Genomic DNA, 13,287 nt, shown 5'->3' on the forward strand with positions numbered 1-13,287 from the left:
TGCGATTAGAGTTCGAGAAAATAGCGGTGCATCCGGTCGTCGTCGGTCAGCTCGGGGTGAAATGAGCTGGCGAGCAGCTTCCCTTGCTGCGCGGCGATGATCCGGCCATCGTCGAGCTTGCCCAGAATATCGACCCCCGCGCCCACCTGCTCGATGGTCGGGGCGCGGATAAACACGGTGCGGATGGGCTCCTCGCCCAGCGCCGCGATCTGCGTGGTGGCCTCGAAGCTGTCGAGCTGCCGCCCGAAGGCGTTGCGCCGCGCGGTGATGTCCATCAGCTGCAGCCCCGGCTGGCCCGGCTTGCCGTCGGCGATCTGCTTGGCCAGCAGGATGGCCCCCGCGCACGTGCCCCAGATCGGCATCCCGGCCAGGGCGCGCTCGCGGATCGGCTCCAGCAGATTGTAGATCACCATCAGCCGCCCGATGGTGGTGCTTTCCCCGCCTGGGATGATGAGACGATCGACGGTGTCCAGGTGTTTCAGCTGCCGAACCTCAACAACCTCCGCGCCGATGTGTTGAAGCTTCGCTTTGTGCTCGCGGAAATCGCCCTGCAGGGCGAGAACTCCTGTTGTCATAGGTTCTGTGCTGCGCCAGGCGCGGCGGCATCCTGCCAGCCGCGCCCGGCCCTCCTTGGGAAACTACCAGCCGCGCCCGGCCATCAGCTGGCCCTGCTGCAGCGAGTTGACGCTGATCCCGACCATCGGCTCGCCCAGGCCCTTGGAGACCTCGGCGATGATCTCCGGCTCGTTGAAGTGGGTGGTGGCCTGCACGATCGCGCGCGCGCGCTTGGCCGGGTCGCCCGACTTGAAGATGCCGGAGCCAACGAACACGCCGTCCACGCCCAGCTGCATCAGCAGCGCGGCGTCGGCGGGGGTGGCGATGCCGCCTGCGGCGAAGTTCACCACCGGCAGCTGCTTGTTTTCGGCCACCGAGCGCACCAGATCGTAGGGCGCCTGGATGTTCTTGGCGTAGGTGTACAGCTCGTCCTCATCCATGCTGCCTAGTCGGCGGATCTCGCTGAACACGGTGCGGGCGTGGCGCACGGCCTCCACCACGTCGCCGGTGCCGGCCTCGCCCTTGGTGCGCAGCATCGCCGATCCTTCGGCCACGCGGCGCAGCGCCTCGCCCAGGTTGCGGCAGCCGCACACGAACGGCACTTTGAACGTGTGCTTGTTGATGTGGTGCTCCTCATCCGCCGGGGTCAGCACCTCGCTCTCGTCGATATAGTCGATCCCGAGCGACTCAAGCACCTGCGCCTCCACAAAGTGGCCGATGCGGGCCTTGGCCATCACCGGGATCGTCACCGCCTCCATGATCTTGAGGATCAGCTCGGGGTCGCTCATGCGCGCTACGCCGCCCTGGGCGCGGATGTCCGCCGGGACGCGCTCAAGCGCCATCACGGCGCACGCGCCTGCCTCCTCGGCGATCTTGGCCTGCTCGGGGGTGACCACATCCATGATCACGCCGCCCTTGAGCATCTGCGCCAGCCCAGCCTTTGTTGTCCATGTTGACTTGTCCATTGCATCCCTCAGATCTATTTTTTGAGCGGTGAGAATTTTTGTTTGTGTCATTGTACCACACCGCTCGGCGCAGCATCCTCCGCCTTGAGAAGGCTTGGTGATGCGGCATCCCTAGGCCCACAGGTGGGCGTACTTCAGGCCGGTGCCGGTGTTGAACAGCACCACCTGCTCGTCGCGGGCGATCCAGCCGCGCTCAAGCAGCAGGCGCTGGGCCGTCAGGCACGCCGCGCCCTCGGGGGCGGGGAAGATGCCGGTGGCGGCCCCCATCAGCCGGGTGCTCTCGCGCAGGCTCTCGTCGCTCACGGCCACGGCGCAGCCCCCGCTGGCGCGGATGGCCCGCAGCATCAGAAAGTCGCCGATCGCCACCGGCACGCGGATGCCGTCGGCGATGGTGCGCGCGCCCTGCCACAGCTCGGCGTGCTCCACGCCCTGCTCGAAGGCCCGCACGATCGGCGCGCAGCCCTCGCTCTGCACGCTCACCAGCCGGGGGCGCTTGGGGCCGATCAGCCCGATCTGCTCCATCTCGTCGAAGGCCTTCCACATGCCGATCAGGCCGGTGCCGCCGCCGGTGGGGTAGATCAGCACGTCGGGCAGCCGCCAGCCCAGCTGCTCGGCCAGCTCGTAGCCCATGGTCTTCTTGCCCTCGATCCGGTACGGCTCGCGCAGCGTGCTCACGTCGAACCAGCGGCCCTGCTGCACGCCCTCGCGCACCCGCGCCCCGCAGTCGTTGATCAGGCCATCCACCAGCGTCACCTCCGCGCCCAGCGCGGCGCACTCCACGCGGAACGGCATGGGCACGTCGGCGGGCATGAACACGTGGGCGGGCAGCCCGGCCAGCGCGGCGTAGGCGCTCATGGCACCGGCGGCGTTGCCCGCGCTGGGCACAGCCAGGGCCTGCGCGCCCAGCTCGTAGGCCCGGCTCACCGCCGCGCTCAGGCCACGGGCCTTGAAGCTGCCGGTGGGGTTGAGCGACTCGTCTTTGATCAGGGTGTTGGGGCAGCCGATCTGCTGGCCCAGCCGGGTGGCGCGGGCTAGCGGCGTCCAGCCCTCGCCCAGGCTGAGGATGTACGCGTCATCCTGCACCGGCATCACCTCGCGGTAGCGCCACATGCTGGCGGGCCGCCTGGCCAGCGCCTCGGGGGTGAGCGTGGCCGCCGCGCGCTCTAGGTCGTAGCGCGCCAGCAGCGGCTTGCCGCACGCCGGGCAGAGGTTCAGCAGCTGATCGTGGGCGTAGCGCTGGCCGCACGCCCCGCACTCAAGGTGGGTTATGGTCGACTGGCTCATGGTCTGTGCATTCCTCGCGTGTGAATGGTAGGTAGCGCGGGCCGAGTATAGCATAGCCCCTCCTGCGGAGGCACAAAGGGCCTCTATGCGCTCATTCGGCAGCACGTTTTTACCACCAAGACTCCAAGACACCAAGGAACCACAGGGAACCAAGACACAACGAGGGAAACCGATTCACCATCAAGATGCGAGGTGGCATCAGATAGCGCGCATAGGACGGCCCTACCACCCCAGGGGTGGCTGGTGCATTCAGCGGCCCAGCCCCAGCGCCCCAAGCGCCTGCGGGTTGCCGCGCAGCGCCACCTTGGCCAGCCGCCGAAAGCGGCTGCGGCGGCTGGCTAGCTCGGCCAGCGCTAGGCGCTGCTGCTCGGTGGCCTGCCGCGCCCGGAACGCGGCCACCTCGCGCGCGGCACCGGCCTGCTGCAGCAGGTCGATGCCCCCGCGCTCCTCTTCCAGCCGCAGCTGGTCATAGCCCGCATCCGCCAGCAGCGGCAGCAGCTCGGCCTGCTCCAGCAGCCCATCGTAGAGCGCACGGGCGCGGGCGATGAAGGCGCTCCGGGCCTTCTGTTGGCTGGGGTTCCCGCGCAGCCGCAGTCGCTCGTGCAGGATCGGTTCGCTGGGGAAGACCGCTCGCACCGTGCTGGCCAGCGCGCTGTAGCACGCCTGGGCCTCGGCGCGCAGCTGCCGCACCTGCTCGATAGCCCGGGCCAGATCCAGCTGCGCCGCACTCTGCCGCTCAATCGCCACCATCGCGGCGGCGCAGGCCGCATAGTCGCTCTCTAGCCTGCCCTCGGTATAGCCCACCCGTCTCAGCTCCTCCTGGATGATGCGCTCCTGCTGGATGACCAGGATGCTCCGCTGTGCGCTGGCGATCTGATGATCGCGGCTCATGCTCATCCCCATGCTCCTTCCTGATACGGTCTTGAAAATAGTGTAGAGCGTTTTTTCTTCTTTGCGCAAGAGCATATTAGTGTTGACGAAGGTCAGGGCGGTATTGATGAGGGTCAGGGCGGTATTGACGAGGGTCAGAGCCGTGTTGACAAGGGCCAGGGTGGTATTGACGAGGGCCAGAGCTATGTTGACGAAAGTCAGGGCGATATTGACGAGGGTCAGAGCCGTGTTGACGAGGGTCAGAGGCGTGTTGACGAGGGCCAGGGCGGTATTGACGAGGACCAGAGCCGTATTGACAAGGGCCAGGGCGGTATTGACAAGGGTCAGAGCCGTGTTGACGAAAGTCAGGGCGATATTGACGAGGGCCAGAGCCGTGTTGACGAGGGTCAGAGCGGTGTTGACGAGGGTCAGAGCGGTGTTGACGAGTAGCATAGCTGCTGAAGACCTTTTGGCCACCATTCGCCATCGATGGTCGATGATGACGCATCGTAGAGGCATCCGATGCATGCGATGCACGTGGGCGGGCACGAGACCCGCCTCGACGTCGATGGAAATCAACGCCCCATCCCACTAATCCCATGCGGCGAAGGAGCCGCAAAAGTCTTGATGGCCATATGCACGAACGCCAGCAGCTAGGAAACGGCACGGGAACGCTCAACATTGGGGGATCGAAGGGGGTTACACCCCCTCGCGGGGTTCCTAGGGGCCAGGCCCCTAGGCGCCGCCCGCGCAGGGCATCCACCCACCCGACAAGCACGACCGCCATCGGCGAAAGCACACCCTAGCCGACCCGACGGCAACGTGCAATTTTGCCAAAAACGCCTCGGAAAGCCCGACTACGTGACACCATGTGAGGAGTTACACCCCCTCGCAGAGGCCCCAGGTGCCACCCGCGCAGGCGGGAAACCCCGCTCTGCGGCGCGCGATCTGGCCTTCGCGCGTAGTTGCGGCTATAATCAGCCCGCACCACCTTCGTATGGCAGGCGCGCGCCACCTGCGCCAAACGCGGGCCTGCGACCACAACGCTGAAATAAGGGAGAGCAGCCCATGGCCACACCTGGCAATGTCATGATCATCACCGGGGCCTCAAGCGGGTTTGGAAAGCTGACGGCGCTGCTCGCGGCGCAGAAGGGCTACCGCGTGGTGGTGGCCGCCCGCCGCGCCGAGCGGCTGAATGAGCTGGTCGAGGAGATCGAGATGAAGGGCGGCACCGCGCTGGCCATCCCCTGCGATGTGACCAAGCCCGAGGATCAGAAAAACCTGATCGACCAGACCATCCGCCGCTTTGGCCGGATCGATGTGCTGGTGAATAACGCCGGCGTGCCGCTGAAGGAGAGCTTCGCCGAGGCTGCGATCGACGACCTGCGCCGCCAGTGGGAGACCAATGTGCTCAGCCTGGTGCTGCTCACCAAGCGCGCCCTGCCCGCCCTGCTGCGCTCGCACGGCGTGGTGATCAACATCGGCTCGATGGCGGGCCACTTCTCGCTGCCCGGCTGGGGCAACTACTTCCCCACCAAGGTCTCGGTGCGCAGCCTGAGCCACTCGCTGCGCCGCGAGCTGCTGCCCTATGGCGTGCGGGTGTCGCTGGTCGAGCCGGGGCCGTTCAAGACCGAGTTTGGCGAGATGGCCGGGGCCGAGATGCCCGGCCTAGAGCCGATACAGGTGGCCAAGAAGATCGTGAAGCTGGCCGAGCGCCCCAGCCGCACCGCGATCGTGCCGGGCTGGCTGGGCGTGGCGGTGCTGCTGGCGGGCGGCATCGCCGCGCTGCTGCCCGACGTGATCGACCTGGCCTATCTCCTGATCGGCAGGCGCAAGCTCGGCGGGGCGAAGGATGCCCCAGGTGCTACTGCGGTGGCATCCTGACGCCCGATCGCCGCTGGCACGCTCTCTGCATGGAGTCCTCACCACAACGAAGGAGGGACTACCATGGCAGAGAAACAGCGCCATCCCAGGGGCAACGCCCCCGATCCGCAACACGAGGATGATAAGCCGCGACCCACGCACTATGGCGTCGATGGCGTCGGCGGTGCTGGCGGCTCCTCTGGCACGGGCGGGCATCGCACCGCGCCAGCCTACGTAGGCGAGATCTCAGGCATCGATGCCGAGATCGAGAGTGATGAGATCCCAATGCCGGGAAGCACCGGCAAGGCCGGGCCGACGAATGCGCGCCAGGGCCACACCGAAAACAGCATGAACGGCAAGAGCCGCGGCCCAGCCAGTGAGACTGAGCCGAGCCGCTCGCTTGGTAATGGCGATAACGACTAGGCCCGAAGCACAGGGGCGGGCGGCAGATAATAAATCTGCCGCCCGCCCCTCTTTGTGCCGCGTGAATATCGATACACCAGCCCTCGCCTCACCCCTTGCGCTACCACACCCCGCCGCAGATCGCCAGCGCCAAAGCCCGCCCAAAGGGCTATGCTATAATACGAAAACGAAACCTGAGAGGAATAGCTGGCAGGCATGAGCACACACGACAACACACCCACCCGCGCCGCCCTGTGGGACATGGACGGCACCCTTCTCGACTCCGCCGAGTACCACTGGCTTTCGTGGCGCGACACGCTTGAGCAGGCTGGCTGGCCGGTAACCGAGACCTATTTTCAGGCCACCTTCGGGCAGCGCAACGACGTGATCCTGCGCGGCCTGATGGGCGAAGATCTGAGCGACAGCGAGATCGCCCGCATCGGCGGCATCAAAGAGGAGCTGTACCGCCAGATGGTGCGCGAGCGCGGCATCCACCTGCTGCCGGGCGTGCGCCAGTGGCTCGATCGGCTGCAGCGGGCCGGGTTCCGCCAGGCCGTCGCCTCATCCGCACCGCGCGCCAACGTGGATGCGATTATCGATGTGCTGGACATCGCACAGTACTTCTCGGCGGTCACATCTGCCGAGGATGTGACCTATGGCAAGCCCGACCCGCAGGTCTTCCAGCTGGCCGCCCAGCGGCTGGGGGCGCACCCCGCCCACTGCGTCGTCTTCGAGGACGCCCCGGCGGGCGTCGAGGCCGCCCGGCGCGCCAGCATGCGCGTGGTCGGCATCCTCTCCACCCACGGCAGCCTTCAGGCCGATGTGGTTGTGCGCTCGCTTGAAGAACTGCCCGAGGACGCGATCGAACTGCTGCTCGCGCGTGAGAGCTAGCGATCTGCTTGCCAGAACACGCCGCCAATTCTTCTCCTCCGCTGCGCCACGCTCTACTGGCGCAGCGCCACATCTAGGGAGGCATGGAAGCAGCCATGGGAATGTATACGAGCCGACATCCGGCAGCCCGCATCAAGATCCCTGCGCATCTCTTTATGAGCGTCATCCGGCTCTACTGCCGACTGAAGGTCGAGGGTAGCGAGCATATCCCCGAGCACGGTCCCTTCCTGCTGGTCGCCAACCACACCAGCCATGCCGACACCCCGCTGCTCTACGCCAGCCTGCCCTCGAAGCTATGGCCAAATGTGGTGGCCGCCGCCGCCAGCGACTACTTCTTCACCGGTGGGACGATGGAGAAGGTGTCGCGCGTGCTGTTCAACACCATCCCGATCGCGCGCAAGCCCAAGGTGGGCGTCGACCCGCTGCGCCACGTGGTGCGGGCGCTGCGCGAGGGCTACGGCGTGGTGCTCTACCCCGAGGGCACGCGCAGCCGCGATGGCTCGATGGCACAGTTCCGCAGCGGCGTGGGGCGGCTGCTGGCCGATTTCCCCTACCTGCCCGTGCTGCCCGCCTATATCGAGGGCACTGGCCGCGTGATGCCCAAGAACCGCGTCCTGCCGCGCCCCTACCCCGTGACCGTGCGCTTCGGGCCGGTGATCGACCACCTGGTGGCCGACCCCGGCAACAAGCACACCTGGCGCGCGGTCTCGCGCGAGCTGCACGATGTGGTTGCGGCGCTCGGCGAGGGTCAGGCTAGTATCAAGTAGCAGCAGAACGCGGGCGCACCCACACTGGGTGCGCCCGCGTTCTGCTGCATTTCTGCCCCCTACTTCGCGCGCGCCTCGGTGATCAGGCGCTCCTTCAGCTCCCACAGGGCCTGCGAGAGCGAGACGTGGTAGACATGCGGGTTCACCAGGCGCTTCACGCCGGGGTCGAGCCGCTTCACATCGGTGCGGCGGGCCAGGCGCATGTCGTCCAGCGTGGGCGGGTCGTACACCAGTTTGCCCTCGGCCAGCACATCCGCCAGCACCGGCTCGATCTGCGAGATATCGCTGGCGCGCACGATGCGCGACTTGTTGATATCGCTGGGGTGGCGCAGGATGATCTGGTCCCACTCGCGCGGATCCTCATCCTCCAGCGTCAGCAGGTCGGCGGTGGCGCTGCCGCGCCGGTCGTAGAGCCGCCACAGCCGCTTGTTGCCGGGGTTCGGCGTCTTCTCCGCCGAGTCCGACAGCTTGATGGCGGGCGACCACACACCCTGGTGCTGCAGCGCCATCAGCTTATACACGCCGCCCAGGGCGGGCGCGCCCCACGATGTGATCAGGCGGGTGCCTACGCCGTAGGTCAGCCGCCGCAGCACCGCGTTGGCATCCAGCCCGTGGCGCTCGGCCTCCTCGCGGATCTGGGTCTTGATCTGCCAGATGATCATCTCATCCAGGTTGCTAGAGAGCACGATGCCCGCCTCGGGGAACCCGGCGTCATCCAGCATCTTGGCCACCTCGATCGTCAGGTAGGCCAGGTCGCCCGAGTCCAGCCGCACGCCCACCGGGCGGTGGCCCTTGGCGCGCAGCTCCTCGAACACGCGGATGGCGTTTGGAACGCCGCTCTCCAGCGTGTTGATCGTATCCACCAGCAGCAGGCAGTCGTCGGGGTAGGCCTCGGCGTAGGCGCGGAAGGCGTCAAGCTCGGTCAGGCCCATGGCCATGAAGGCCTGGATCATGGCGTGGGCGTGGGTGCCCTTGGGCTGGTAGCCCAGCGCGTGCGAGATGCCCACGTCGCTGGTGAAGTCGGCCCCGCCGATCAGCGCGGCCCGCCCGCCCTCGATCGCGCCGATGCCCTGCCCGCGCCGCACCCCGAACTCCAGCACCAGCTGGCCGCCGCCGCTCTCGCGGATACGCGCCGCCTTGGTGGCCACCAGCGTCTGGTAGTTGATGATGTTCAGCAGCGGCGTCTCGATGATCTGAGCCATGGCCAGCGGCCCGCGCACCACCGTCAGCGGGGTGTTGGGGTGCACCACGCGCCCCTCGGGGATGGCCTGCAGCGAGAGCGCCCCAAAGCTGCCGTTTTTGCGCAGCCAGGCCAGGAAATCATCGTGGAACAGCTGGCTGCCATCATTGGCCCGCTGGCTGCGCAGCATGGCCAGCTCCTCCTCGCCAAAGCGCGCGCCCTCCATCCACTCTAGCAGGGTGCCCAGCCCCGCGCTCACACAGTAGCCCGCCTGGTGTCCGCCGTAGTCGGGGTAGCTGCGGAAGTAGTGCTCGAACTGCGCGGTGTTCTCGTGGATGCCCATGCGAAAGTAGAGCTGGGCCATCGTGAGCTGATACTGATCGGTGAAGAGGATCCCCTCGACCGCGCGGCGGCTAACCTCTGGCATTGCGATGCTCCTTCGAGCACGGCACAGGTGCCGTGCCCTGCCTGATTGTGTTCAATACCTCTTGGCAAAACTGTACCACAAAGCGCCGACGCGTAGCGGCCTGGGCCGTCGGAAGATTGTGCCGGGCGATACAGGTTATTTCGTCCTATGTCAATCTAGTACCTCTCTCACCCCCAGGCAAGGAACAATAGGTACATTGAATCCTGCCAAAAATATGCTGATACTACAAGATGGGCGGGTGGTTGACGCTGGCAAGATTCTTGCCACATGCGCGATCATCTATACCAACTCCAATGCGGCCCGCACACGGGCGCTCTCACGCGAAGACACCAAGGTGGGCGGTCTTGTTCCGGGGGTGGGTTTCCTTCCCCTTGTTTTGCGCATACGCTCGTTTATACCAGTAGCAAGGGCAACGCGGCCCCACACACGGTTCGCGATCTGCGCGCCCTGTCGACAAACAACTCTACCAGCGGAGGCTCATATGCTGGCAATGCTTGTTCAACTTTCGGTCGTTGGTATCTGGAGTGCGATGTTTGTCACCAATACGCGTCGGCTGCTGCGCCTTGCCCAGGCGGTCTCGATTGATTCGCTGCGCAACCATCCGCTGCGGCACCGGCTCAACCGTGTGTGGTGGTGGCTTGGCCGCGAGGAGTTCTGGCGGGCAGTGCAGTTCGACTGCCTCCACTGCGTGCAGCTGACCCTGGTGCTGCTGATGATGGCCTGGGGCATCCGCTAGCTAGCCGGGCCTGCCCTGCGCTGTGGGCAGCGCTTCTTCCAGCAGGTTGTGCCGCTGGCGATGCATGAACACCAGGTAGCCGCTCACCAGGATGATCGCAAACGAGAACCACTGGATGGCGTAGGACAGATGGTTCCCAGCGCTCGGCAGCTCGGTGGCGCTGCGCAGCGGGAAGCTGGTCTGCTCCTCGCCCTCGCTGGGCTGCTGCTCGATGAAGATCGGCAGTAGCGGCTCGGCCACCTGCTGCTGGATGCGCGCAATGTTGATGCGGAACCAGGCATCCAGCCGCGTCTGGCCGCTGGCGAGCGGCGGGTCGAATGGGGCCGCGTCGGCATCCTGCGACTGCTGCGCGATGCCCTCGATCGTCACCTCGCCGCTGGGCGGTGCGAAGGCGGCGCGCTGGGCGGGGGATGATTGGTCGTAGGGGATCCAGCCGCGGTCGACCAGCAGGGCCTTGGTGGAACCGGCGATGTGAAATGGCGTGACGAGGTGGAAGCCGGTGGCACCGTTGAACGAGCGGTTGCGGCGCAGGATCTCCTGCGATGGCTCGAAGGTGCCGCGCACCTGGATGCGGCGGTAGTCGAGCGCGGCGGTGTCGAGGGCCTCGCCCCCGGTGAGCTCCACCACAGGCTGCGCCATACGCTCGCGCATCAGGTCGATCATGGCGAAGCGCTGGCCGAGCCGGTTGAGCTGCCAGATGCCCAGCCCGCAGAACACGATCGCCATCAGCACCACCAGCGCGGTGAATATGCCGCGGCGGCCTTGAAATAGATACTGAACAAACATAGCCTTGTGTACGGTGCTCCATCGTTGGGAAGAACATAGCCTGGGATCGCCAGCTGGCCCTGATCGGTGCTGCGCGCTCCGGATGGGCATAGTCTAGCACGAAATGGGTGAGATTGTGAGAAAAATCTCCAGTTTACCAGGGCCTGCTACTTTCGTCTCTCTGGCCTTTTTTTATAAAAACGTTAGGGGTAAACCAGCGGTTTGCTTCCTGTCTGCCATCCATTCGTTTGCCATAGGCGTGCTATAATTTCAACGCGTTAAAAAAGCAGAGCCGTTTGGCACAGATCGTAGCAAGGTGCAGCACATGAGCCTTGAGGCCATTCCAGAGCAAGATCTTTTTGCCCAGCCAGCGCACGAGCCTGTGCCCAGCTCCGCCGCCATCCTGCTGCAGATCGCATCGCAGCTGGTGTCCATCCACGACCCCGACACCCTCTACCGCGCCATCCCCCAGAAGATCGCCGAGGCGCTGCCCAGCATCGATGCCAGCATCCTCTGGCTGTATAGCCCCCAGCAGAGCACGCTGCAGGTAGGGGCCTCGCACGGCCTTGAGAGCCAGGACAACCCAGCGTTCCTGCGCCAGATCCGCCTACGCCATGGCGAGGGCCTGGCTGGCAGCATCCTGCAGCGCAGCGACCCGCTGTGGGTCGATGGGCGGTCGCGCTACCGCGAGCTATCGGGGCCATACAACCAGCGCAATCAGGAAGGCCTGCGCCAGCTGTTCGACCTGATACCACGTGATATGAGCGCCGTGCTGCTGCCCCTGCGCGCCGGGGCCGATGTGATGGGTGTGCTGGAGCTGCTGAGCCTCAACCATCGCCCGCCGTTTGGCAGCAGCGATTTCCCCACCCTACAGCTGTTCGCCAATATTGTGGCGTCAGCTATCCACAGCGCCCAGATCTACGTGCAGATGAAGACCGACCAGCGGCGGCTGGAGTCCTTCGGCGCGATCAGCACGGCGGTGAGCAGCGCCAGCGATCTGGATGAGCTGGTGAGCAACACGCTGGATGTGCTGATGGGCGTGGTGCAGGCCAACGCTGGCATGCTGCTGCTCTACAACCCCTCGCGGTCGAGCCTGACCCTGGGGGCGCAGCGGCACATGCCCGCCAGCTACGCCCAGCACCACGAGGAGATTGGCGTGGCCGACGCGGCCTGCGCCGAGGCCGTGCGCTATGGCCAGCCGATCAGCCGCCCGCTGCTGCCCGATGAGCAGGCCCTGATCGACGATGGCATGGCCAGCTGCATCTATCTGCCGCTGCTGGCCGGTGGCACCGTGGCTGGTGTGGCCTGCATGTATGGCGTCGGCAACCTCTACGAGCAGATCGACACCCGCGTGCTGATGATGATCGGCAGCCTGGTGGGCTTCGCCATCGCCAACGTGAAGCTCTACACCTACAGCGAGATCGAGCGCCAGCGGCTGGCGGCGGTGATCGGCGGTATCGCCGAGGGCGTGGCGCTGTGCGATGGCGAGGGGCGGCTGATCTTGGCCAACCAGACAGCTATGGACCTGCTCTCGCTGGAGCATGTGCCCTTCGGCCAGCAGGTGAGCGAGATGCCCGACTTCTACGGCATCCGCAGGCTGAATGGCGACCCGCTGCCCGTGGAGGAGCACCCGCTGGCCAAAGCGCTCTCGGGCGAGATCTTCCACGACTACCGCGTGTTCCAGCGCGGTGCGAGCGGGCGCGATACCGTGATGAGCTTCAGCGGCGGGCCGGTGAATCAGGATGATCTCACCCAGGGCGCGGTGGTGGTGTTCCGCGATGTGACCGCCAGCCAGAAGGTTGAGCGCGCCAAGGATGATTTTCTGGCCGTGGCCGCCCACGAGCTGCGCAGCCCGCTGGCCGCCGTGCGCAGCTACACCGATCTGCTGGTGCGCCGCGAGCAAAAGCGCGACGAGGACTCGCCCGACCTGCGCGGCTTGACGATCCTGGCCCAGCAGGTGACCCATATGCTGCGCATGGTGGACAATCTGCTCGACGTGTCGCGCCTAGATGCCGACCAGGTGAGCCTGCAGATCCAGCAGGCCAACCTTGCCAGCCTGGTGCAGCAGGTGATCGAGCAGCAGCGCCCCTCGGCGGGCGAGCGCACGCTGAACCTGGAGATCAAGCAGCCCGATCTGACGATCGCCTGCGACCCGCTGCGCATCCGTCAGGTGCTGACCAACCTGGTGAGCAACGCCATCCGCTACAGCGCCAACGAGACCAGCATATCGGTTACGCTGGCCCAGGATCGGGTGGCCGACGTGCTGGCTCGCCACCCCGATGCGCTGGCGCTGCGCCACGCCGACGGCGGGCTGGCCCTGGCCGATGATCTGGCGCTGATCGCGGTAGAGGATCAGGGTGTGGGCATCTCCGAGGAGCAGCGCGCCACGCTGTTCCGGCGCTACTCGCGCGGGCGCGAGCGGCGCGGCGAGGGCCTGGGCCTGGGTCTCTACCTGAGCCGCGAGTTTGTGCAGCGCCACGGCGGCCTGCTGTGGGTCGAGAGCGAGCTTGGGCGGGGAAGCACGTTCTACGTGGCCCTGCCGATGGAGCAGCCCGACGAGGGTTTTTAAGCGGAGAAGACAG

The 13,287-nt window shown here is 66.1% G+C and carries 12 protein-coding genes; 5 read left to right on the forward strand and 7 right to left on the reverse strand.

Annotation, left to right across the window (positions count from 1 at the left end; genetic code table 11):
- Positions 1-5 precede the first annotated feature (5 nt).
- The 4 genes from pdxT to F8S13_04970 all read right to left on the reverse strand — a co-directional run bounded on the left by pdxT (position 6) and on the right by F8S13_04970 (position 4,127).
- A complete protein-coding gene (gene pdxT / locus F8S13_04955) occupies positions 6-575 on the reverse strand; it encodes a pyridoxal 5'-phosphate synthase glutaminase subunit PdxT (protein ID KAB8145181.1) in 570 nt (189 codons plus the stop codon).
- A gap of 63 nt (positions 576-638) precedes the next feature.
- A complete protein-coding gene (pdxS, locus tag F8S13_04960) occupies positions 639-1,520 on the reverse strand; it encodes a pyridoxal 5'-phosphate synthase lyase subunit PdxS (GenBank protein ID KAB8145182.1) in 882 nt (293 codons plus the stop codon).
- Positions 1,521-1,631: 111 nt separating this feature from the next.
- On the reverse strand, positions 1,632-2,804 hold the full coding sequence (locus F8S13_04965; protein ID KAB8145183.1) for a threonine synthase: 1,173 nt from the start codon (positions 2,802-2,804) through the stop codon (positions 1,632-1,634).
- Positions 2,805-3,053: 249 nt separating this feature from the next.
- Positions 3,054-4,127 (reverse strand): hypothetical protein, encoded by a 1,074-nt coding sequence (locus F8S13_04970; GenBank protein KAB8145184.1) that lies wholly within the window; start codon positions 4,125-4,127, stop codon positions 3,054-3,056.
- A gap of 615 nt (positions 4,128-4,742) precedes the next feature.
- Here F8S13_04970 and F8S13_04975 point away from each other — a divergent pair.
- On the forward strand, positions 4,743-5,558 hold the full coding sequence (locus F8S13_04975; GenBank protein KAB8145185.1) for an SDR family NAD(P)-dependent oxidoreductase: 816 nt from the start codon (positions 4,743-4,745) through the stop codon (positions 5,556-5,558).
- Positions 5,559-5,783: 225 nt separating this feature from the next.
- Here the strand turns inward: F8S13_04975 and F8S13_04980 are convergent, their stop codons facing one another.
- Positions 5,784-6,104, reverse strand: a complete 321-nt coding sequence (locus F8S13_04980) for a hypothetical protein (GenBank protein KAB8145186.1) — start codon at positions 6,102-6,104, stop codon at positions 5,784-5,786.
- A 51-nt stretch (positions 6,105-6,155) separates the two neighbouring features.
- On the opposite strand from F8S13_04980, the gene F8S13_04985 reads away from it, so the two are divergent.
- Together F8S13_04985 and F8S13_04990 are read left to right on the forward strand one after the other, a co-directional pair.
- Positions 6,156-6,830: an HAD-IA family hydrolase gene (locus F8S13_04985; GenBank protein KAB8145187.1), complete on the forward strand. Its 675-nt coding sequence runs from the start codon at positions 6,156-6,158 to the stop codon at positions 6,828-6,830.
- A gap of 83 nt (positions 6,831-6,913) precedes the next feature.
- Positions 6,914-7,597: a 1-acyl-sn-glycerol-3-phosphate acyltransferase gene (locus F8S13_04990; protein KAB8145188.1), complete on the forward strand. Its 684-nt coding sequence runs from the start codon at positions 6,914-6,916 to the stop codon at positions 7,595-7,597.
- 59 nt (positions 7,598-7,656) lie between these two features.
- Here F8S13_04990 and F8S13_04995 read toward each other — a convergent pair whose 3' ends face one another.
- Positions 7,657-9,204 carry a nicotinate phosphoribosyltransferase gene (locus F8S13_04995; GenBank protein KAB8145189.1) on the reverse strand — a complete coding sequence of 516 codons (1,548 nt, stop codon included), beginning with the start codon at positions 9,202-9,204 and terminating at the stop codon, positions 7,657-7,659.
- A gap of 481 nt (positions 9,205-9,685) precedes the next feature.
- Here F8S13_04995 and F8S13_05000 point away from each other — a divergent pair, with 481 nt between their 5' ends.
- A complete protein-coding gene (locus F8S13_05000; GenBank protein ID KAB8145190.1) occupies positions 9,686-9,940 on the forward strand; it encodes a hypothetical protein in 255 nt (84 codons plus the stop codon).
- Here the strand turns inward: F8S13_05000 and F8S13_05005 are convergent, their stop codons facing one another.
- Entirely contained in the window at positions 9,941-10,726 is a 786-nt protein-coding gene (locus F8S13_05005) for an SURF1 family protein (GenBank protein KAB8145191.1), read from the reverse strand.
- 304 nt (positions 10,727-11,030) lie between these two features.
- On the opposite strand from F8S13_05005, the gene F8S13_05010 reads away from it, so the two are divergent.
- Entirely contained in the window at positions 11,031-13,274 is a 2,244-nt protein-coding gene (locus F8S13_05010; GenBank protein ID KAB8145192.1) for a GAF domain-containing protein, read from the forward strand.
- Positions 13,275-13,287 lie beyond the last annotated feature (13 nt).

This window comes from Chloroflexia bacterium SDU3-3 (assembly GCA_009268125.1).
Classification (GTDB): Bacteria; Chloroflexota; Chloroflexia; order Chloroflexales; family Roseiflexaceae; genus SDU3-3.